Here is a 21,747-nt window from a genome sequence, read left to right as displayed (position 1 = left end):
CAATGCCCCAGGGTTCGGGGTCCACCGGGTGGCCGGGCCGGCTTCTCCAGGAGGGGGCCAGATTTGACTGTTCTGCACACCGAGTACGACCGCCGTGGTACGGCGGTGCGGGCTTCGGCGTCCGCCACGCGCACGGTGCCGCCGCAGCGCCCGGTGGCGCCCCGTGCGGTCGCCGTCGCCGGGGCCGTGCCGGGCACGGCCGCCGTGGCGTCCGCGCACGCCCAGACGTCCGCCGCCCAGGCGGTGCGCGGTGCCGCGGGCACCACGCGGCCGGCCGTCGCCCAGGCGGCCCGCACCTCGACGGTGCCGGTCGCCGTCCAGGCCGCCGATCCGCTCTCCCGCGCGGGTGCCGAGGCGCAGCTGCGCCGTTTTCCCGGGGTCGCGGTGGTGGACCCGACGGGTGCGCCCGCGCCGGGCACGGTGACGGTGCTGGTCGCCGAGTCGGCCGACGCGGCCGCGACGGCGGCGTTGCGCCGGCTGGTGCGCGGTGCCGGGCAGCGGGTGGTGCTGGTGGTCGAGCGGCTGCGCGAGACCGAGTTGATGGAGGCCGTCGAGTGCGGGGTGGCGGCGATCCTGTGGCGCCGGGAGGCGACGCCGGACCGGCTGGGCCGGGCGGTGCTGGCCGCGGCCCGGGGCGACGGTGATCTGCCGGCGGATCTGCAGGGGCGGCTGATCGCCCAGGTGGGCCGGTTGCAGCGGTCCGTGCAGGGCATGCCGGGGCAGGCTCCGACGGGTCTGTCGGAGCGTGAGTCCGATGTGCTGCGACTGGTCGCGGAGGGGTGGGACACCGGGGAGATCGCGGCCCGGCTGTCGTACTCGGAACGGACCGTCAAGAACGTGCTGCACGGTCTGACCACCCGTCTCCAGCTGCGCAACCGGGCGCACGCGGTGGCCCACGCGGTCCGCGAGGGCTACATCTAGGACGGGTCCCGACCGGGCGCGGGCGGGCAGGTGGGGAGTACCGCACCTGCCCGCCCGCGTCATGAACGGGTCGCCAAGATCTCACCTGCCGGACAGGTCGGGGGGCTATCCCCCCGGCCCGGGCGCACGGCACACTTCTACGCGCGTACTTCTACGCGCGTCACCGAGGTCCGTTCCGTAGTCCCACCGGGAGAGTCGTCCAATGTCCCTGAACCGCCGTGACTTCGTCACCCGGTCCGCCGCCACCGCCGCCGGCGCCGCCCTCGCGAGCAGCGCCACCCTCGCCGCCGCCACCCCCGCCGCGGCGGCCGGACCGGACGAGGCCCGCGCCAAGGGCCGGACCAAGCGCCAGGCCTTCACCGTGATGGGCACCACCGACCTGCACGGCCGGGTGCTCAACTGGGACTACTTCACCGACGCGGTCTACGCCGACAAGGCGCACAACGAGGTCGGCCTCGCCAAGATCTCCACGCTCGCCAAGCAGGTGCGCGAGGAGAAGGGCTGGGACCGCTGCCTGCTCATCGACGCCGGTGACACCATCCAGGGCACCCAGCTGACGTACTACTACGCCCGGGTCGAGCCGATCGCCACCGACGCCGACACCGCGCCCGAGCACCCGATGGCGCTCGCCATGAACACCATGGAGTACACCGCCGCCGCGCTCGGCAACCACGAGTTCAACTACGGCATCGACACCCTGCGCGCCTACGAGGAGCAGCTGGACTTCCCGCTGCTGGGCGCCAACGCGCTGAACGCCCGCAACGACAAGCCGGCCTTCCCGCCGTACGTGATCCGCAAGCTGAAGCTCGGCAACGGCCCGGCCCTGAAGGTCGGCATCGTCGGCCTGACCAACCCGGGCATCGCGATCTGGGACAAGGCCAACGTCGCCGGCAGGATGACCTTCCCGGGCATCGTCGAGACCGCGAAGACCTGGGTGCCGAAGGTGCGGGCGGCCGGCGCGGACGTCGTCGTGGTCGCCTGCCACTCCGGCACGGACGAGGCCACCTCCTACGGCGACCAGCTGCCCTGGCCGGAGAACGCCTCGGTGGCGCTGGCCGAGCAGGTGCCGGGCATCGACGCCGTCCTGGTGGGCCACGCCCACAAGGAGATCGCCCAGCGCCTGGTCGTCAACAAGGAGACCGGCCGGACGGTCGTGCTCTCCGAGCCGCTGTGCTGGGGCCAGCGCCTGACCTGCTTCGACTTCGAGGTCGAGTTCGACAAGGGCGCGTGGAAGGTCGTCTCGCTCACCTCCCGGGTGCTGAACTCCAACACCGTCCCGGAGGACCCGGAGATCGTCGGCCTGATGACCGAGCAGCACAAGAAGGTCGTCGAGTACGTCAACCAGGTCATCGGCACCGCCAGGATCGAGCTGTCCATCGCCGATGCGCCGTTCCGGGACACCCCGATCATCGACCTCATCGGCAGGGTCCAGGCCGACGTGGTGCGCGCCGCGCTGGCCGGCGGCCAGTACGCCGAGCTGCCGGTCCTCGCCCAGGCCGCGCCGTTCAACCGCACCGCGGTCATCCCGTCCGGCCAGGTCAAGCTGCGTGACGCGGCCGGCCTGTACATCTACGAGAACACCCTGGAGGCCCGCGTCCTGACGGGCGCCCAGATCAAGGACTACCTGGAGTTCTCGGCGAAGTACTACGCCCGGCTCGCCCCGGACGCGCCGGTCGACAAGGCCACGCTCACCAACGCGCAGAACACCCCGGACTACAACTACGACGCGGTGTACGGCGTCTCCTACGACATCGACATCTCCCAGCCGGTCGGCTCGCGGATCGTCGGCCTCTCCTTCGAGGGCAAGCCGATCGACCCGACCGCCCGGTTCGTCCTCGCGGTCAACAACTACCGCGCCAACGGCGGCGGCAACTTCCCGCACGTCGCGGCCGCCCAGAAGCTGTGGGCCAACTCGGACGAGATCCGCAACGCGATGATCGCCTGGGTGAAGGAGAAGGGCGTCATCGACCCGGCGGACTTCTTCACCGAGTCCTGGCGCCTGGTGCGGGCCGGCCGGCCGGTCTTCTGACGCCACCCGGTTCGACCCCACCACCGGACCGGCCCCGGGGCGCTCGCCCCGGGGCCGCTCCCGTGCTCAGGCGGCGAGCAGTGCCAGCTGCCCCATCGCCTCGCGCTCGATCCGCGCCAGCTCCCCCAGCAGGCGCCCGGCCCGCTCCAGGTGCGCCGCGTCCCCGGACTCCCCCGCCGCGCCGACCAGGGCGGCCACCTCGGTCCAGCCCGCCGCGGCCTCGGCGTACCGGTCGCGGGCGCCGCGCACCCGGGGGTCGCCGAGCAGGTCGGCGCTCTCGCCGAGGAAGTCCCGGTAGAGGTTGCGGAACAGCGCGCCGCCCGTCCCGGCCTTCTCCATCATCCGGGCGGCCTGCGGCAGTTGGATCCGCGGCCGGTCGGCGCGGGCCAGCCAGCCCGGCACCAGCGCGGCGGCCTTCGCGATACCGCGGTGCCCGAGGTTGGCGATCGGCGGGTTCAGGAACGCCGCCGCACACGCGGCCATCGCCGGGGCCAGCAGGCCCCGCACGTGCGGTGCTCCGCCGGGGCGGGTGAGCGTGAAGGAGCGGTGGCGGGCGGTCATCGGGCCGCGTTCGGCGCGCGCCGCGGCGAGCGAGGCCAGGCTGGTGGTGACCGCGCCGCCCTGCTGGGCGGTGTCCACCAGGTGCGCGTCGTGCGCGTCGTAGCCCTCCATCGCGACCACGTGCCCGCCGAAGTGCACCCTGGAGGTGAAGTACTCCAGGTGGTAGCTGTCCAGCTGGAGCCCGACCGGGCGCCCGGCGTCCAGCTCGCCGGCCACGTTCTGCCAGGCCCGGCGGGCGGAGGCGGTCTCCCGGACGTCCAGCTCCAGCCCGAGCCGGGCGGCCAGCGCGCGGGTCAGCTCGAAGGGCTTGACCCGGCCGCCGAGGAACGGGAAGTCCATCCCCCTGCCGTCCCAGTAGACGAACGACAACCCCGCCCCGAGCCCGAACAGCATCGGCTCGGACAGGTCGACGCCCTCGTGGCGCAGCAGCACGCCCAGCGCCGTCGTCTCGCAGTGCTCCCCGCCGCGCGACCCGCTCACGCCGCCTCCTCCGTCCGCTCCTCGACCCGGACCACCAGCCGGGTCGTCCACTCCTCCGCCGGGGCCTCCCCCGGTCCGACCAGGTACGCCTCCCGCACCGGCGCCAGCGGCCGCAGTCCGCGCTCGTGCACGGCGGCCAGCAGGGCGTGGTAGGCGAGCGGCAGTTGGGAGTACGGGCCGTGGTGGACGGTCTCCACCACCGGCCCGCCGGGCAGCACCTCGTGCTCCAGCCCGGCCGCCTCGTGCGCCTCGTCCACCTCGGCGCCGACGGCGATCCGCATGCCCTCCCCGAGGTCCAGCGGGAACAGCCCCCACAGCGGCGGCCGCCACGGCGTGCCGTCCAGGTGCGCCAGCAGCAGCCCGACGCACCCGCCGACCCGCTGCGCCAGCTCGCCCGGGCCGGCCACCGCCCGCACGACGGCGAGCGTGCGCCGCGGCTCGCGGCCGAGGGTGATCTCGTAGCCGGGCAGCCCGCCGCCGTCCGCGAGGCGTTCCAGCAGCTCCAGGCGGGCCCGGTCGCGGCTGATCCGCTCGGCGACCCGGTCGCGTTCGGCGCGCAGCAGCCGGGCCCGTTCCGGCTCGCCGGCCGCCATGGTCGCGGCGATCACCGCGAGCGGCAGGTCGAGTTCGCGCAGCAGCGCGACGGTGAGAGCGTCACGGGCCTGGGCGGGGGCGTAGTAGCGGTAGCCGGTGGCGGGGTCGACCCGGGCCGGCGGCAGCAGGCCCGTGTCGTCGTAGTGGCGGAGCTGTTTGACGCTCAGCCGGCAGAGGCGGGCGAAGCGCCCGATGGTGAGGAAGTCGTCCTGGTCTCGCACGGGCCCATGGTGGACCCTCCCCCCGTGGGAGGGTCCACTTCGCCCGCCCTCCGGACCGGACGGCCGGCGGGCGAGACGCTGGGACATCTTTCCGAGACAGCGGGATATTCAGCCGCGCGCGGGCCCTGCCTACCGTTGATCACGTCAACGAGAGCACGATCCTTGCGAGAAGGAGCGGTCCCATGCGCGCAGTCACCCAGAAGTCCTTCGGCGGTCCCGAGGTCCTGGAGCTCGTCGAGATCGAGCGGCCCGCCCCGCGCGGCGGCGAGGTCCTGGTCCGGGTGCACGCCAGCGGCGTCAACCCGGTGGACGCGGCGGTCCGTTCGGGCGCGTTCCCGCTGCTCGGCGAGCCGCCGTTCGGGGTCGGCTGGGACATCTCCGGCGTGGTCGAGGAGGCCGGCCCCGGTGCCCGTTTCAAGGCCGGCGACGAGGTGTTCGGGATGCCGTTCTTCCCGCGCGCCGCCACCGGCTACGCCGAGTACGTGGCCGTGCCCTCCCGCCAGGTGGCCCGCAAGCCCGCCGCGCTGGACCACGTGCGGGCCGCCGCGCTGCCGCTGGCCGCACTGACCGCCTGGCAGGGCCTGGTGGACGCGGCGGGGCTGGCCGGGGGACAGCGGGTGCTGATCCACCGGGCGGCGGGCGGCGTCGGCCACCTCGCGGTGCAGATCGCCAAGGCCCGCGGCGCGCACGTGATCGCCCTCGCGAGCGGGCCCAAGCACGACTTCGTGCGTTCGCTGGGCGCCGACGAGGTGATCGACTACCGCGAGGAGGGCTTCCTGGGCCGGGTCGGGAAGGTGGACGTGGTGTTCGACTCCTCCTCGCAGGGCACCGCCTCGCTGGAGGTGCTGCGCGAGGGCGGCGTGCTGGTCTCGATCATGGAGCACTGGAACACCGCGCTGGCCGCCGAGGTCGAGGCCGCCGGGCGGCGGTTCGCCGGTGTCTCGGTGGAGCCGGACTACGCCTCGCTGGAGGCGATCGCCGCGCTGGTCGACGAGGGCCGGATCCGGCCGCACATCGCCGGGACCTTCCCGCTGGAGGAGGCCGGCAAGGCCCACGAGCTGATCGCCACCGGCCGCACCCAGGGCAAGATCGTCCTCACCGTCGGCTGAGCCGCGGGGTGCGCCGTAAGGTGCTCGGGGACACACTGCGACCGGGGGAGACCGGGTGGACATCCTGACCGAGGCACTGAGCTCGATGCGGACCGGGCAGCCCGCCTCCGTCCGCACCGAGGGGCGGGCCCCGTGGGGGCTGCGGCTGCCCCCGGTCGCCGGCGCCGGGTTCCACGTGGTGCTCTACGGCACCTGCTGGCTGGTGCCGCTGGAGGACGACGCGGCCGAGCCGATCGCGCTCAGCCCGGGGGACGTCGTCTTCCTGCGGGACGGCCGCGGCCACGTCCTCGCCGACCACCCGCGGACCCCGGCCGTCCCCGAGCAGCCCTCGCACTTCCGGCCGGGCCTGCCGATCGGCACCGTCAGCCTGGGCGGGGACGGGCCGCGCACCAGCCTGCTGTGCGGCAACTACCACCTCGACCAGGCGCGGCCGCACCCGCTGGTGCGGCAACTGCCGGAGATCGTCCACCTGCAGACCCGGCACGGGCGCCACCCCGAGCTGAGCGCGGCCGTCCAGCTGCTCGGCGCCGAGCTGGAGAACCCGCGGATCGGCTCGGCCGGCATCGTCCCGGCGCTGATCGACTCGCTGCTGCTGTACATCCTGCGGGCGTGGTTCGAGGAGCAGCCGCCCGCCACCGCGGCCGGCTGGGCGGCGGCGCTCGGCGACGCGGCGGTGGCCCCGGCGCTGACCGCGATCCACGAGGCGCCGTCCGCGGCCTGGACGGTGGAGTCCCTGGCCACCCGGGCCGGGCTCTCCCGGGCGGCGTTCGCCCGCCGCTTCACCACCCTGGTCGGCGAACCGCCGATGGCGTACCTGACCCGCTGGCGGATGACCACCGCGGCCCGGCTGCTGCGCGAGTCGGAGGCCCCGCTCACCGCCGTGGCCGCGCAGACCGGGTACGGCTCGGAGTACGCCTTCGCCAAGGCCTTCAAGCGGGAGTTCGGCCTGGCGCCGGGCGGCTACCGCCGCGAGTCCCGGGCCGCCTGAGTCCGGCTCAGCCCTTCCCGGCCGCCTCCCGGACCGCCGGGGCGACCTCCCGCGCCCACCGGCGGAGGGTGACCGGGTCGGGCGAGCCGTGGTCGGCGGCGAAGAGGGTGAAGCCGGACGCGCCGTGCTCCAGCACCGCGCCGGTCAGCTCCGCCACCCACTGGTCCACCGAGCCGCCGAGCCACCTGCCCTCGGCGTCGCGGGTCGCGGCGAGCGGCCGGTCGGTGATCCGGCCGGGCAGGTTGTAGACGGTGCGCACCTCGCGCGGGTCGCGTCCGACGGCGGCGGCCGCCTCGTCGACGACCGGTCGCGAGGTGCGGTAGCGCTCGCTGAGCCAGTCCGCCGCGTGGCCGGGGATCCAGCCGTCGGCGACCCGGCCGGTGACCGCCAGCGACTTGCGCCCGTTGGAGCCCGTCCACACCGGCGGCGCGGCCACCGGCGCCGGCTCGATGTCCCGGACGCGGTAGTGCCGGCCCTCGTGGGTGAGCGGCGGGCCGCCCCCGGACAGCCGCTTGATCAGCACGATCGCCTCCTCGAAGGCCTCCACCGCCTCGCCCGGAGCGAGCCGCTCGACGCCCAGGTCGGCGATCCGGTCCCAGATCCCGCCGGCGCCCATCCCCAGCACCACCCGCCCGCCGGACAGCGCGGAGAGCGAGGTGACGGTCCGCGCCAGCAGCGGGGCGGGCCGGCTCGGCAGGTTGGTGACGTTGGCGAAGCCGCTGATCCGCCCGGTGCGCCCGAGCAGGAAGCCGAGCGCGGCGTAGGCGTCCACCCGCGCGCCGAGGTACGGGTGGTCGGACAGCGAGAAGTGGTCCAGCCCGTCCCGGTCGGCCTGCTGGACGACGTCCAGCAGCTGCGCGGTACCGGCGAGCTCCCCCGGCGCTCCGAACCCGAAGACGACGCCCGCGTTCTCGATGCTCATCGTTCCCCCAAAGCAAAAAAGAGCTGAAGTTCGCAGCACGAACCTATTGGTTCGTTCCGCGAACTGCAACCCCTTCCGGCCCCCGGCCGCCGGCTACCCGCCGAACACCGGCGGCACCTCGTTGTCCAGCACCACCCGCCCGAGCAGCCCGGCGAGCACCTCCCGCTCCCCGGCGGACAGCCCGGCCGGCAGCTCGTCGATCCGCCGGCAGGTCTCCGCGTGGAACCGCTCCCCCAGCGCGAGCCCCTCCGCCGTCAGCGCGACCCGCACCGACCGCGCATCCCCCTCGCAACTCTCCCGCCGCACCAGCCCGTTGCGCTCGCTCCGGTCCACCAGCCCGGACAGGCTCGACTTGGCCAGCCGCAGCACGCCGCCCAGCTCCCCCATCACGTACGACCGCCCCAGCAGCACGCACAGCAACTGCCCCTGCTGCGGCGTCAGCCCGTGCTCCCGCGCCGACTCGGCGTACACCGCGTCCACCAGGAACGCCGCCCGCACCAGCGCCCCGACGACCCCGATCCCGCCACCCTCGCTCTTCACCATCCGGCCAGCCTAACAGCAGAAATTCGCACCACGAACTACCGCGACGGGGTTCGGCCCCCGATCCCGCGGCCGCCGGACGGCTCCGCCGCCCCGCCTAGGACTTCTCGCCGACGGCGGCCCAGATGCCGATCTGGGAGTCGGTGGGCCGCTCGGGGGTGTCGGGGCGCCAGAGGGGGGCGGTGACCAGGCCGGGGTCGGCGAGGGTGAGGCCGTCGAAGAAGCGGAGCACCTGCTCGCGGCTGCGCATGGTCAGCTGGGCGGAGGCGCTGCGGTAGACGGCGGGGCCGCGGCCGGCGTCGGCGGTCGGGGTGAAGTCGAGGGTGCCGTGCGACAGCACGAGGCGGCTGCCGGGCGGCAGGGCGTCCACCAGGGTGCGCACGATGCCGTACGGGTCGTCCTGCTCGTCGATGAAGTGCAGGACGGCCACGAGCAGCAGTCCCACCGGCTCGCCGGAGTCCAGTGCCCGGCGGACCTCGGGGGTGGCCAGGATCGCGGCCGGGTCGCGCAGGTCGGCCTGGACCACCGAGGTGCTGCCCGGGGCGGCGCCGCTCAGCAGGGCGCGGCCGTGCACCAGCACGATCGGGTCGTTGTCGAGGTAGACCACCCGGGCGTCCGGCCGGACCTGCTGGGCGACCTCGTGGGTGTTCCCGGCGCTGGGGATGCCGGTGCCGATGTCGACGAACTGCCGGATGCCCTCGCCGGCGAGGTGGCGCACCGCACGGCCGAGGAAGGCCCGGTTGGCGAGCGCGCTGAGCCGCACCATCGGGCTGATGGCGAGCACCCGCTCGGCGGCCTCGCGATCGGCCGGGAAGTTGTCCTTGCCGCCGATGTAGTAGTCGTACATCCGGGCGGGGTGCGGGATCTCGGGGCGCAGGTCGGCGGGCGGCCGCACCTCGTCGCCCTCGTCACCGACGAGCCACTCCCGGCCGATCTCCTGAAACCCGGTCACCCCTGCCACCCCTTCGGTCCGTTCCGGTCACCCACGGTCGCATGCGGTCGAACACAGTCCCCACTGGTCCCCGCACGACCCGACAGGCGCAGCATAGGGCAGCCCTGCCGGGCAAGTGGAACCCGGCCGTCCCCTCCGTCGCGGGAGCGGGCGGAGCGGACGGCCGGAGCGGCCGCGGCCGTCAGAACGGGAAGCGGCTGCGCCCGTGCTGGATCGAGATCCACTTCACGGTGGTGAACGCGTCGACCGTGGCGTCGCCGTTCAGCCGGCCCACGCCCGAATTCTTCTCGCCGCCGAAGGGCACCACCGGCTCGTCCGCGATGGTCCCGTCGTTGACGTGGATCATGCCGGTCTCGATCCGCTGGGCGACCCGCACGCCGCGCTCCACGTCGGCCGTGTGCACCGCGCCGCTGAGCCCGAACGGGGTGTCGTTGGCGATCCGCACCGCCTCGTCCTCGCCGTCGAACGCCACCAGCAGCACGACCGGGCCGAACAGCTCGTTGCGCAGGATCGGCGCGTCGGCCGGCAGGTCACCGAGCACCACGGGCTCCATCAGGCTGCCGGTAGTGGTGCCGCGCAGCAGCGCGGTGGCGCCGGCGGCGACCGCCTGGTCGACCTGTGCGGTGAGGGCGTCGGCCTGGACGGGGTTGATCAGCGGGCCGATGTGGGTGGCCGGGTCCCGCGGGTCGCCGACCTTCAGGGTGGCGACCTTGGCGACGAACCTGCGGGTGAACTCCTCGGCCACCGTGCGGTCGACCAGCACCCGGTTGGCGGCCATGCAGACCTGCCCCTGGTGCACGAAGCGGCTGAACACGGCCGCGTCCACCGCGTAGTCGAGGTCGGCGTCGTCCAGCACGATCAGCGCGCTGTTGCCGCCCAGCTCCAGGACGGTGCGCTTGAAGTGCGCGGCGGCGACGGTGGCGACGTGCCGGCCGACCTTGTCGGAGCCGGTGAAGGAGATCACCTTGGGGACCGGGTGCTCGATGAACGCGTCGCCGATCTCGGCGATGTCGGTGACCACGACGTTCAGCAGTCCGGCGGGCAGGCCCGCCTCCTCGAAGATCTTGGCGATCAGGGTGCCGCCGACCACCGGCGTCTCCTGGTGCGGCTTGAGCACCACGCCGTTGCCGAGCGCCAGCGCCGGGGCGACCGCCTTCATCGACAGGAACAGCGGGAAGTTGAACGGGCTGATCACCCCGACGACGCCGACCGGCAGCCGGTAGAGCCGGTTCTCCTTGCCGTCCACCGGGGAGGGCAGCAGCCGGCCCTCGGCGCGCAGCGACAGCTGCATCGCCTCGCGCAGCATGTCCTTGGTGAGCGAGAGCTCGAACCAGGCCTTGACGGCGGTGCCGCCGAGCTCGGTCATGATGTCGCGGGTGATCTCCTGCTCGCGGTCCTCCAGGATCCGCAGCGCGCGCTCGAACACCAGCCGGCGGGTGTAGGGGTTGGTGGCCGCCCACTCCTTCTGCGCCAGCGCGGCGGCCCGGTAGGCCTGGTCGACCTCCTCGACGGTGGCGACGGTGATGGCGGCGATCTTGTCGCCGGTGAAGGGGTCGACGTCGACGATGTCCCAGGAGCCGCTGCCCTCGCGCCACTCACCGTCGATGTACTGCAGCGCCAACTCGGAAAGGTACGACATCTGATCCCTCTCATGCCTACGGGAACGCACGAACATCGCTCGCGGTCGTTCGCGATCAGATCTGATCGGGGCTCATCGTACTTATCCGTCAGAGTTCTTGGCGTACGGAGCGAAGAAGTTCTCGTGTCCGCTCGGGGGAGAGGCTGTCCGCCACCAGACCGTCCATCGCGCCCGCGTACTCGGCGACCTCCGTCGGCTTGTCCAGGTACAGGGCGGTGGTGAACTGCTCCAGGTAGACGATGTCCGGCAGTTCCTGCTCGTCGAAGGCCAGCACCGAGAACGCCCCGCCCTCCGCCCGCAGCCCGCCGAAACCCAGCGGCATCACCTGGAGTTCGACGTTCGGCAGGTCGGTCAGCTCCAGCAGGCGGTCGACCTGCGCCCGCATCGGCTCCGGGCCGCCCCAGGGCCGGCGCAGCACGGCCTCGTCCAGCACGGCGACCAGCCGCGGCGCACGGTCGGCGGTCAGCACCTCCTGGCGTTTGAGCCGCACCTCCACCCGCCGCTCGATCTCGGCCGCCTCGGTGACGTGCCCGCCGTGGGTGATCACCGACCGCGCGTAGTCGGCGGTCTGCAGCAACCCGTGGACGAACTGCACCTCGTAGCTGCGGATCTCGGTGGCGGCCTCCTCCAGCCCCAGGTAGTTCTGGAACCAGCCCGGCAGGACGTCCCCGTAGCCGTGCCACCAGGACGTCGCGTTGGCCGCCCGCACCAGCCCCAGCACCGAGGCCCGCTCCGGCTCCGCGTCGACCCCGTACAGCGTCAGCAGGTCGGCGACGTCGCGCTCCTTGAAGCCGACCCGGCCGAGCTCCATCCGGCTGATCTTGGACTCGGAGGCCCGGATCGAGTACCCGGCCTCCTCCCGGCTGACGCCCCGGGCCTCCCGGAGCCTTCGTAGTTGCGACCCCAGCAGCAGACGCCGCACCGTGGCACCACCACCCGCCTGAGTCGCACCCATCGCCTCAACCCTCCGCACCTCGCGCAGCCCCCCGGCCGTCGGCCGCAGTCTTCCATCAGGGACCGACAAACAACAGTCCTCGGAACACCCTCCGCGGAGCCGTCGGCCGCCGCCGTGACCGCCCGGACGACCACCGTCCGGATACGCGCGGTAGCCGACCCGTAGCTCCCCGGAACGCACTCTAGTCCCCCACCGTCGCCATGGACATCCCCAACCCCCCGATGACCCCCCGGGATCCACAACTCGGCCGGAATCGACAACGGTTGACGCAACCCGAGCGCGCCGCCGGGCGTCCCCGACGATGTGCTGAGACGACTTCGCACCGCCGCCGTGGTCCTGCTCCCCGTCCTGGCCGTGCTCACCGTCCCCGGTGACACCTCCCCCGTACCCGCCGTCACGCCGGCCGCCGTCCGCGACACCCCGGTCCCCGCCGGGGCGCTGGAACGCGCCCGCCAGGTGGCGCAGTCCTGGCCCGGCTCGGAGTCCGAACGGATCTGGCGCGACGGCTACTACCCCCAGCAGGACGGGCAGTACTGGCTGCCGAGGGACTTCCACCAGGACGACCGCGCCTTCGCGGCGTTCCTCGGCGACCGGATCGACCTGGACGCCGAGTTCCCCCCGTTCTCCGGCCCGGGGACGGTCTCCTTCCCGGACGGGACCTCCCGGACCCTGCCGCTGACCGACCCGCGCGCCGCCTACGAGCAGCTCGTGCGCTACCGCGACACCCCCTGCACCAGGGAGCCCTGCGACACCGTGCTCACCGTCATCGCCGTCCGGCCCGCGACCCGGCCCCAGATCACCAGCCGCGGGACGGCGACGGTCCCGGTCTGGGAGTTCCGGTTCGCCGGAGTCGACGACCCCTACGCGGTCGCGGCCGTGGAGTCGCAGGAGCCGCCCGGCCCGCACAAGGTCGAGGACGGGGACCTTCCCGAGGGCGTCACGGACCTCTGGTGGGCCAATCGCACCGCCGGCGAGAGCGACTTCTGGGCCCTGTTGTCCCCCGAGAACTGCGCCGCCCCGCTGCCGGGCGCGACGTACGGGACCGCCGGCGTCCTGGTGCTGATCGGCCGCACCGACGGCCGGCCGGCCGACTGCGAACCGAACGGCGACGCACGGGAGGCCCGGTTCCGGCCCGCCGAGCCCCTGGGCGACCGGGTGGTCCTCAACCTCGCCGGCCGCCCCGTCTACTTCCCCGCCGGCTGACCCGCAGGCCGGCCCGGGGACCGTCCCGGGGACCGGCCCGCCCCGGGAAACGCGAAAGGCGCCTGCCCCCAAACTGGTCGGGGATGTGGGCAGGCGCCATGGACCGCGGTGGCCCGGCGACGCTGACGGGGTGCGGCTCGGTACGACCCGGCAGTGCGGCGCCGGGCTACCTGGACCGGATCAGACCACCAGGGGGCGGTCCGTCGGCCGGATCGGTGCGGGCAGCGGGGTCTTGCCGCCCAGGTAGGTGTCGACCGCCGCGGCGGCCGAGCGGCCCTCCGCGATGGCCCAGACGATCAGCGACTGGCCCCGTCCGGCGTCACCGCAGACGTAGACGCCATCGACGTTGGTGGCGAAGCGGCCGTCGCGGGCCACATTACCGCGTGCGTCGAGGTCCACGCCCAGCTGCTCGACCAGACCGTTCTTCACGTCCGTCCCGGTGAAGCCCATCGCCAGGGTGACCAGCTGCGCCGGGATGGCCCGCTCGCTGCCCGGCACCTGCTCGAACTTCCCGTCCTTGAACTGCACTTCGACGAGGTGCAGCTGCTGGACGTTGCCGTCCTCGTCGCCGGTGAAGTGGGTGGTGGAGACGGAGTAGACCCGCTCGCCGCCCTCCTCGTGCGCCGAGGTGACCTTGTAGGTCATCGGCATGGTCGGCCACGGCTGGCCGGCCGGCCGCTCCTCGCCGGGCCGCGGCATGATCTCCAGCTGGGTGACGGAGGCCGCCCCCTGCCGGTGCGCGGTGCCGACGCAGTCCGCGCCGGTGTCGCCGCCGCCGATGACCACGACGTGCTTGCCCTTGGCGCTGATCGGCGACTCCACGAAGTCGCCCTCCTGCACCTTGTTGGCCAGCGGCAGGTACTCCATGGCCTGGTGGACGCCCTTGAGCTCGCGCCCGGGCACCGGCAGGTCGCGGGCGGTGGTGGCGCCGGCCGCGACGACCACCGCGTCGAAGCGCTCGCGCAGCTGCTGCCCGGTGAGGTCCTCGCCGACGTGCACGCCGGTGCGGAAGCGGGTGCCCTCCGCGCGCATCTGCTCGATGCGGCGGTTGATGTGGCGCTTCTCCATCTTGAACTCGGGGATGCCGTACCGCAGCAGGCCGCCGATCCGGTCGGCCCGCTCGTACACCACCACCGTGTGCCCGGCCCGGGTGAGCTGCTGGGCGGCGGCCAGGCCGGCCGGCCCGGAGCCGATCACGGCGACCGTCTTGCCGGACAGCCGCTCGGGCACCTGCGGGGTGACCCCGCCCCGGTCCCAGGCCTTGTCGATGATGGTGACCTCGACGTTCTTGATGGTCACCGCGTCCTGGTTGATGCCGAGCACGCAGGCCGACTCGCAGGGCGCCGGGCAGAGCCGCCCGGTGAACTCCGGGAAGTTGTTGGTCGCGTGCAGCCGCTCGATCGCGCCGTTCCAGTCGTCCCGGTAGGCGAGGTCGTTCCACTCGGGGATGAGGTTCCCGAGCGGGCAGCCGTTGTGGCAGAACGGGATGCCGCAGTCCATGCAACGGCCGGCCTGCTTGGTGATGATCGGCAGCAGGCTGCGTTCGACGTAGACCTCGTTCCAGTCGCGCAGGCGCACGTCCACCGGACGCCGCTCGGCCAGCTGCTTGGGCGTGGTCAGGAAGCCCTTGGGGTCAGCCATGTGCCGCCTCCATCATCTTGCGAGTGGTCTCGGCCTCGGAGAGGCCATCGCGCTCAGCGGCGTCCTTGGCGGCGAGCACTGCCTTGTAGTCGGTCGGCATGATCGTGGAGAAGCGGGAGACCCCGCTGCCCCAGTCCGCCAGGAGCTCGGCGGCGACGGTGGAGCCGGTCTCCTCGTAGTGCTGCTGCACGGTCTCGCGCAGCCATTCGCGGTCGGCGGCGCTCGGGGCCTCGATGCCCACCATGCCGCTGTTGACGTTCGCGGGGCGCAGGTCCAGCACGTAGGCGATGCCGCCGGACATGCCGGCCGCCAGGTTGCGTCCGGTCTCGCCGAGGATGACGACCCGGCCGCCGGTCATGTACTCCAGGCCGTGGTCGCCCACGCCCTCGACGACCAGGGTGGCACCCGAGTTGCGGACGGCGAAGCGCTCACCGGCCTTGCCGCGCAGGTGGATCCGGCCGCCGGTGGCGCCGTAGCCGATGGTGTTGCCGGCGATGACGTGGTTCTGCGCGTCGTTGCCGATCGCCGCCGCGTCGCGGGCCGGACGGACCACGATCACGCCGCCGGACAGGCCCTTGCCGACGTAGTCGTTGGCGTCGCCCTCCAGGCGCAGCGTGATGCCGCGCGGCACGAAGGCGCCGAAGGACTGGCCGGCCGAGCCGGTGAAGGTGACGTCGATGGTCCCCTCCGGCAGGCCCTCGCCGCGATACCGCTTGGTCACGTGGTGGCCGAGCATGGTGCCGACGGTCCGGTTGACGTTGCGGATCGGCAGCTGGATGCGGACGGCCTCGCCGTTCTCCAGGGCGTCCTGGGCCAGGTCGACCAGCTGGTTGTCCAGGGCCTTGTCCAGCGCGTGGTCCTGGGTGGTGGTGCGGTGCAGGGCCGCGCCCTCGGGCAGCTCGGGCACGTGGAAGAGCGGGGCCAGGTCGAGCCCGGCGGCCTTCCAGTGGCCGACCGCGGCCTCGGCGTCGATGTGCTCGGCGTGGCCGACGGCCTCCTCGACGGAGCGGAAGCCCAGCGAGGCCAGGATCTCCCGGACCTCCTCGGCGATGAACTCGAAGAAGTTGACCACGAACTCCGGCTTGCCGGAGAACCGCTCGCGCAGCACCGGGTTCTGGGTGGCGACGCCGACCGGGCAGGTGTCCAGGTGGCAGACGCGCATCATGATGCAGCCGGAGACCACCAGCGGGGCGGTCGCGAAGCCGAACTCCTCGGCGCCCAGCAGGGCGGCGATGACGACGTCGCGGCCGGTCTTCAGCTGGCCGTCGGTCTGCACCACGATCCGGTCGCGCAGGCCGTTGAGCAGCAGGGTCTGCTGGGTCTCGGCGAGGCCGAGCTCCCAGGGGCCGCCCGCGTGCTTGAGCGAGGTGAGCGGCGAGGCGCCGGTGCCGCCGTCGTGGCCGGAGACCAGCACGACGTCGGCGTGCGCCTTGGACACGCCGGCCGCGACCGTGCCGACGCCGACCTCGGAGACCAGCTTCACGTGGATGCGGGCCTCGGGGTTGGCGTTCTTGAGGTCGTGGATCAGCTGCGCCAGGTCCTCGATCGAGTAGATGTCGTGGTGGGGCGGCGGCGAGATCAGGCCGACACCCGGGGTGGAGTGCCGGGTCCTGGCGACCCACGGGTACACCTTGTGGCCGGGCAGCTGGCCGCCCTCGCCGGGCTTGGCGCCCTGGGCCATCTTGATCTGGATGTCGTCGGCGTTGACCAGGTACTCGGAGGTGACGCCGAAGCGGCCGGAGGCGACCTGCTTGATCGCCGAGCGGCGCTCCGGGTCGTGCAGGCGCTCCGGGTCCTCGCCGCCCTCGCCGGTGTTGGACTTGCCGCCGAGGCGGTTCATCGCGATGGCCAGGGTCTCGTGCGCCTCGCGGGAGATCGAGCCGTAGGACATGGCGCCGGTGGAGAACCGCTTGACGATCTCGGAGACCGGCTCGACCTCCTCGACCGGCACCGGGGTGCGGCCGAGCGCGTCGAGCTTGAACAGGCCGCGCAGCGTCATCAGCCGCTCGGACTGCTCGTTCACCCGGTCGGTGTACTGCTTGAAGATGTCGTAGCGGCGGTTGCGGGTGGAGTGCTGCAGCCGGAAGACGGTGTCCGGGTCGAACAGGTGCGGCTCGCCCTCGCGGCGCCACTGGTACTCGCCGCCGATCTCCAGCGCGCGGTGCGCGGCCGGGATGCCGGAGGCCGGGTAGGCCTTGGCGTGCCGGGCGGCGGTCTCCTGGGCGATCTCCTCCAGGCCGATGCCGCCGAGCTTGGTGGTGGTGCCGGCGAAGTAGGCGTCCACCAGCTCCCGGGAGAGGCCGATCGCCTCGAAGACCTGGGCGCCGCGGTAGGAGGCGACGGTGGAGATGCCCATCTTGGACATCACCTTGAGCACGCCCTTGCCGAGCGCCTTGATCAGGTTCTTGATCGCCCTCTCGGGCTCCGCGCCCTGGATGAACACGCCCTGGGCGACCAGGTCCTCGACCGACTCCATGGCCAGGTACGGGTTGACCGCGCCGGCGCCGTAGCCGATCAGCAGCGCGACGTGGTGCACCTCGCGGACGTCGCCCGCCTCGACCAGCAGCGACACCTGGGTGCGCTGCTTGGTGCGGATCAGGTGGTGGTGGATCGCCGAGGTGAGCAGCAGCGAGGGGATCGGGGCGTGTTCGGCGTCGGAGTGCCGGTCGGAGAGCACGATGATCCGGGCGCCGTCGGCGATGGCCGCGTCGGCCTCGGCGGCGATCGCGGCGAGCCGGGCGGCCAGTGCCCCGCCGCCGCCGGCGACCTTGTAGAGGCCGGACAGCGTGACGGCCTTGAGGCCTGGCTGGTCGCCGTCCGCGTTGATGTGGACCAGCTTGGCCAGCTCGTCGTTGTCGATCACCGGGAAGGTGATGCCGACGGAGCGGCAGGACGCCGCCTCGGCGGCCAGCAGGTTGCCCTCGGGGCCGAGGTTGGACAGCAGCGAGGTGACGAGTTCCTCGCGGATGGCGTCCAGCGGCGGGTTGGTGACCTGCGCGAAGAGCTGCACGAAGTAGTCGAACAGCAGGCGCGGCTTCTCGCTCAGCGCGGCGATCGGCGAGTCGGTGCCCATCGAGCCGAGCGCCTCGGCGCCGGTCTTGGCCATCGGCGCCAGGATGACCCGCAGCTCCTCCTCGGTGTAGCCGAAGGTCTGCTGGCGGCGGGTGACCGAGGCGTGGGTGTGGGCGATGTGCTCGCGCTCGGGGAGCTTGGCGAGCTGGATCTGGCCGCCCGCGACCCACTCCTCGTAGGGGTGCTCGGCGGCGAGCGCCGACTTGATCTCCTCGTCCTCGACGATGCGGTGCTCGGCGGTGTCGACGAGGAACATCCGGCCGGGCTGCAGCCGGCCCTTCTTGACCACCCGGGTCTGCTCGATGTCGAGCACGCCGACCTCGGAGGAGAGGACGACCAGGCCGTCCTCGGTGATCCAGTAGCGGGCGGGGCGCAGGCCGTTGCGGTCCAGCACGGCGCCGATCTGCGTGCCGTCGGTGAAGGTGACGCAGGCCGGGCCGTCCCAGGGCTCCATCAGGTTGGAGTGGTACTGGTAGAAGGCGCGGCGGGCCGGGTCCATGGTGGCGTGGTTCTCCCACGCCTCCGGGATCATCATCAGCACGGCGTGCGGCAGCGAGCGGCCGCCCAGGTGGAGCAGCTCCAGGACCTCGTCGAAGGAGGCCGAGTCGGAGTGGTCCGGGGTGCAGACCGGGAAGATCCGCTCCAGGCCCTGCCCGTTGCGGTTGGCCGGGATGAGGTCGGTGGCGAGCTGCGACTCGCGGGCGGTCATCCAGTTCCGGTTGCCCTTGACGGTGTTGATCTCGCCGTTGTGCGCGACGAACCGGTACGGGTGGGCGAGCGGCCAGCTGGGGAAGGTGTTGGTGGAGAAGCGCGAGTGCACCAGGCCGAGCGCGGAGGCGTAGAGCCGGTCCGACAGGTCGGGGAAGAAGGGCTCCAGCTGGCCGGTGGTCAGCATGCCCTTGTAGACGATGGTGCGCGCGGACAGCGAGGGGAAGTAGACCCCGGCCTCGCGCTCTGAGCGCTTGCGGACCACGAAGGCGATCCGGTCCAGCGCGAGGCCGGCCTTGCCCTCGCCGGCCAGGAAGAGCTGGCGGAAGCGCGGCATCACGCCGCGCGCGGTGGCGCCCAGCAGGTCGGGGGTGACCGGGACGTCGCGCCAGCCGAGGACGGTGAGGTCCTCCTCGGCCGCGATCGCCTCGATCCGGGCGACGGCGGCGGCGTCCTCGTCGTCGGCGTCGGGCAGGAAGGCGATGCCGACCGCGTAGGACCCGGCCTCCGGGAGGTCGAAGGAGACCTTGGCGCGCAGGAAGGCGTCCGGGATCTGGGTGAGGATGCCCGCGCCGTCGCCGGAGTCCGGCTCGGCGCCGGTGGCGCCGCGGTGCTCCAGGTTGCGCAGGACGGTCAGCGCCTGCTCGACGACGGTGTGGTCGGCGGTGCCGGTCAGCGTGGCGACGAATCCGACGCCACAGGCGTCGTGCTCGTTACGCGGGTCGTACAGGCCCTGAGCAGCAGGTCGCGCATCCGGAACGAGCGCGTACGGCGGGCGGGCGGCGCCGGCCTGGGGCTCGTTGGCGGAGTGCATGGATGCAGACAGCATCGGCTCTCCCGTCGTCGTCTTTCGAAACTGGTGCAGTAGGGACGACGTTGGCCCTGATGCGATTGAGGCACGCACGTTACATGATGCCGAAGGTCCCGGGAAGCGGAGTATTGCGTCCACATCGCGGACTGATCCGCAGGTCACCGGGTGGGTGAGGGGACGTGCCACACCGCACGTCCCGACGATTGTGCCCGGCCCTCCAGGGCCTGAAACAGGGCCGAAATCCCGCGATTCCGGTGGCCCGTCCGAGCGGCCTGCGATTCCATCCCGGAACGTGACCGGGGGATGCGATTCTTCGGCCTATGGGCCCACATGGCGAGACAAGGCCAGGCGCGGCCGGGCGACCGTGTGTGCAACCTCACCCGTTCGGCTGCATAACAATGCAACGGCACAGTGCCCGGCCGTCCCCTGCGGCGGCCCGTCCGGCCGTCAGCCGACCTGCCCGCCGATCAGCGCGCCCAGCAGGTAGGTCACCCCGGCCGCGATCCCGCCCAGCGCCAGCTGCCGCACGCCGCTGTACCACCAGCTGCGCGCCGTCACCCGGGCCACCACCGCCCCGCAGGCGAACAGCCCGGCCGCCGCGACCAGCAGCGCCGGCAGCAGCGAGGTCGCGCCCAGCAGGTACGGCAGCAGCGGCAGCAGCGCGCCCACCGCGAAGCAGACGAACGAGGAACCGGCCGCCACCCACGGCGAGGGCAGGTCGTCGGGGTCGACGCCCAGCTCCTCCCGGGCGTGGATCGCCAGCGTCTGCTCCGGGTCGGCGGACAGCTGCCGCGCCACCTCGTGGGCGAGGTCCGGGTCGACCCCGCGCTCGACGTACAGCTGGGTCAGCTCGGCCAGCTCGCCGTGCGGGTTGCGGCGCAGCTCCAGCCGCTCGACCTCGATCTCGGCCTGCACCAGCTCCCGCTGGGAGGCCACCGAGGTGTACTCGCCCGCCGCCATCGAGCAGGCGCCGGCCGCCAGCCCGGCGAGGCCGGTGAGCACGACGGTGCTGCTGGAGACGGCGCCGCCGACCACACCGGTCATCAGCGCGAAGTTGGAGACCAGGCCGTCCATCGCGCCGAACACCGCCGGGCGCAGCCAGCCGCCGTTGACGTCCCGGTGGTGCCCGGCAGCGGGTATCCGGGGGTGGTGTCCGCTCTCGTGTTCCAGGGCGGTCGCAGTCACGGCCGTTCCCCTCCGTCCATCGGTCCGATCGCCTTACCCGTCGACCGTAGCCCTGTTGAGCTGGGCATTTCCAGCAAAGTAAGGCTTTCCGAACATGGCTCCGGCCGCCCTGCGCACGGGGTGCGGGGCGGCCGGGAGCGGGGGTCGGTGCAGGTCAGGCCGGGTGCTTGGCACCCTTCTCCAGCGGGTCGGACTTCTCGGCCCGGCCGTCCTGCGGCCGGTCGTCCGTCGGCCGGTCGCCCTCCGGCCGGTCGTTCCCGGGCTCGTCGGCCGGCGCCGCGGCCTCCGCCTCGGCCCGCGCCATCGGGTCGATGCTCGCCGGGTCCTCCCGGCCGGGCCGCTTCTTCCCGACGACCACGAAGTACGCCACCGCGCCGAGGAAGACGAGGATCGCCACCCAGTCGTTCAGCCGCAGGCCGAGGATGTGGTGCGCCTCGTCGACCCGCAGCCACTCGGTCCAGAACCGGCCCGCCGTGTACCCGGCCACGTACAGCGCGAAGGCCCGCCCGTGGCCCAGGGTGAACCGCTTGTCCGCCCAGATCACCAGGGCGGCGACGCCCACGCACCAGAGCGACTCGTAGAGGAAGGTGGGGTGGTGGATCGTGGTGACCACCTCACCGCCGGGGAGCGTCTTGGTGATCTCCAGGCCCCACGGCAGGGTGGTCTCCCGCCCGTACAGCTCCTGGTTGAACCAGTTGCCCCAGCGGCCGAGCGCCTGGGCGAGCGCGATGCCCGGGGCGATCGCGTCGGCGTAGGCGGGCAGCGGGACACCGCGGCGGCGGGCGCCGATCCAGGCGCCGACCGCGCCCAGCGCGATCGCGCCCCAGATGCCGAGGCCGCCCTCCCAGATCTTGAAGGCGTTCCAGGGGTTCTTCCCCTCGCCGAAGTACAGCTGGTGGTCGGTGATCACGTGGTACAGCCGGCCGCCGACCAGGCCGAACGGCACGGCCCAGACCGCGATGTCGCCGACGGTGTGGCGGCCGCCGCCCCGGGCGACCCAGCGCTTGCTGCCGAGCCAGACGGCCACGACGACACCGAGGATGATGCAGAAGGCGTAGGCGCGCAGCGGGATCGGTCCGAGGTACAGGACACCCCGCGACGGGCTGGGAATGTAGGCGATATCCATGGCAGCTCCGACGCTACAGGGTCGGCGGCCCGTCCAGGACACCCCGGCGGGTCACAGTCGGGCACAGATCGGCGCGCGGGCCCGGAGCAC

Annotated in this window: 16 protein-coding genes; 5 read left to right on the top strand and 11 right to left on the bottom strand. The window is 73.1% G+C overall.

The window, feature by feature from the left end; all coding sequences use genetic code 11:
* Positions 1-243: 243 nt before the first annotated feature.
* Positions 244-921 carry a LuxR C-terminal-related transcriptional regulator gene (locus tag ACFVVL_RS11405; protein ID WP_387673567.1) on the top strand — a complete coding sequence of 226 codons (678 nt, stop codon included), beginning with the start codon at positions 244-246 and terminating at the stop codon, positions 919-921.
* A gap of 202 nt (positions 922-1,123) precedes the next feature.
* Complete coding sequence (locus ACFVVL_RS11400; protein WP_387673439.1) at positions 1,124-2,950, top strand: bifunctional metallophosphatase/5'-nucleotidase; 1,827 nt, start codon at positions 1,124-1,126, stop codon at positions 2,948-2,950.
* Positions 2,951-3,016: 66 nt separating this feature from the next.
* Here ACFVVL_RS11400 and ACFVVL_RS11395 read toward each other — a convergent pair whose 3' ends face one another.
* Together ACFVVL_RS11395 and ACFVVL_RS11390 are read right to left on the bottom strand one after the other, a co-directional pair.
* Positions 3,017-3,991 (bottom strand): BtrH N-terminal domain-containing protein, encoded by a 975-nt coding sequence (locus ACFVVL_RS11395; RefSeq protein ID WP_387673436.1) that lies wholly within the window; start codon positions 3,989-3,991, stop codon positions 3,017-3,019.
* Positions 3,988-4,806 carry a MerR family transcriptional regulator gene (locus ACFVVL_RS11390; protein WP_380286777.1) on the bottom strand — a complete coding sequence of 273 codons (819 nt, stop codon included), beginning with the start codon at positions 4,804-4,806 and terminating at the stop codon, positions 3,988-3,990. Before ACFVVL_RS11390 ends, ACFVVL_RS11395 begins: the two co-directional genes overlap by 4 nt.
* A gap of 182 nt (positions 4,807-4,988) precedes the next feature.
* Between ACFVVL_RS11390 and ACFVVL_RS11385 the strand changes: the two genes are divergently transcribed.
* Together ACFVVL_RS11385 and ACFVVL_RS11380 are read left to right on the top strand one after the other, a co-directional pair.
* Positions 4,989-5,915 (top strand): NADP-dependent oxidoreductase, encoded by a 927-nt coding sequence (locus tag ACFVVL_RS11385; RefSeq protein WP_387673433.1) that lies wholly within the window; start codon positions 4,989-4,991, stop codon positions 5,913-5,915.
* A gap of 55 nt (positions 5,916-5,970) precedes the next feature.
* Positions 5,971-6,903 (top strand): AraC family transcriptional regulator, encoded by a 933-nt coding sequence (locus tag ACFVVL_RS11380; RefSeq protein WP_387673430.1) that lies wholly within the window; start codon positions 5,971-5,973, stop codon positions 6,901-6,903.
* A 7-nt stretch (positions 6,904-6,910) separates the two neighbouring features.
* Here ACFVVL_RS11380 and ACFVVL_RS11375 read toward each other — a convergent pair whose 3' ends face one another.
* The 5 genes from ACFVVL_RS11375 to ACFVVL_RS11355 all read right to left on the bottom strand — a co-directional run bounded on the left by ACFVVL_RS11375 (position 6,911) and on the right by ACFVVL_RS11355 (position 11,911).
* Positions 6,911-7,825 (bottom strand): LLM class flavin-dependent oxidoreductase, encoded by a 915-nt coding sequence (locus tag ACFVVL_RS11375; protein WP_380286780.1) that lies wholly within the window; start codon positions 7,823-7,825, stop codon positions 6,911-6,913.
* Between the two features lie 93 nt (positions 7,826-7,918).
* Entirely contained in the window at positions 7,919-8,368 is a 450-nt protein-coding gene (locus ACFVVL_RS11370) for a MarR family winged helix-turn-helix transcriptional regulator (RefSeq protein ID WP_387673427.1), read from the bottom strand.
* Positions 8,369-8,462: 94 nt separating this feature from the next.
* Positions 8,463-9,317, bottom strand: a complete 855-nt coding sequence (locus ACFVVL_RS11365) for an SAM-dependent methyltransferase (RefSeq protein WP_380286782.1) — start codon at positions 9,315-9,317, stop codon at positions 8,463-8,465.
* A 181-nt stretch (positions 9,318-9,498) separates the two neighbouring features.
* The gene (locus ACFVVL_RS11360; RefSeq protein ID WP_380286783.1) at positions 9,499-10,956 is read right to left on the bottom strand and encodes an aldehyde dehydrogenase family protein; all 1,458 of its coding nucleotides are present in this window, start codon (positions 10,954-10,956) and stop codon (positions 9,499-9,501) included.
* Positions 10,957-11,044: 88 nt separating this feature from the next.
* On the bottom strand, positions 11,045-11,911 hold the full coding sequence (locus tag ACFVVL_RS11355) for a helix-turn-helix domain-containing protein (protein WP_387673424.1): 867 nt from the start codon (positions 11,909-11,911) through the stop codon (positions 11,045-11,047).
* A gap of 303 nt (positions 11,912-12,214) precedes the next feature.
* On the opposite strand from ACFVVL_RS11355, the gene ACFVVL_RS11350 reads away from it, so the two are divergent.
* Entirely contained in the window at positions 12,215-13,114 is a 900-nt protein-coding gene (locus tag ACFVVL_RS11350) for a hypothetical protein (RefSeq protein WP_387673421.1), read from the top strand.
* Between the two features lie 180 nt (positions 13,115-13,294).
* Here the strand turns inward: ACFVVL_RS11350 and ACFVVL_RS11345 are convergent, their stop codons facing one another.
* The 4 genes from ACFVVL_RS11345 to lgt form a co-directional block, all read right to left on the bottom strand.
* Positions 13,295-14,755: a glutamate synthase subunit beta gene (locus ACFVVL_RS11345; RefSeq protein WP_380286787.1), complete on the bottom strand. Its 1,461-nt coding sequence runs from the start codon at positions 14,753-14,755 to the stop codon at positions 13,295-13,297.
* A complete protein-coding gene (gltB, locus tag ACFVVL_RS11340; protein WP_387673564.1) occupies positions 14,748-19,349 on the bottom strand; it encodes a glutamate synthase large subunit in 4,602 nt (1,533 codons plus the stop codon). The genes ACFVVL_RS11345 and gltB overlap by 8 nt, the downstream gene beginning before the upstream one ends.
* Positions 19,350-19,793: 444 nt before the next feature.
* Positions 19,794-20,516, bottom strand: a complete 723-nt coding sequence (locus ACFVVL_RS11335; protein WP_380286889.1) for a VIT1/CCC1 transporter family protein — start codon at positions 20,514-20,516, stop codon at positions 19,794-19,796.
* A 169-nt stretch (positions 20,517-20,685) separates the two neighbouring features.
* Complete coding sequence (gene lgt / locus ACFVVL_RS11330) at positions 20,686-21,657, bottom strand: prolipoprotein diacylglyceryl transferase (RefSeq protein ID WP_380286788.1); 972 nt, start codon at positions 21,655-21,657, stop codon at positions 20,686-20,688.
* Positions 21,658-21,747 lie beyond the last annotated feature (90 nt).

Source organism: Kitasatospora sp. NPDC058115 (assembly GCF_042884635.1).
In the GTDB taxonomy this organism is placed as follows: Bacteria; Actinomycetota; Actinomycetes; order Streptomycetales; family Streptomycetaceae; genus Kitasatospora.
This window is presented reverse-complemented; position numbering and strand designations above follow the sequence as displayed.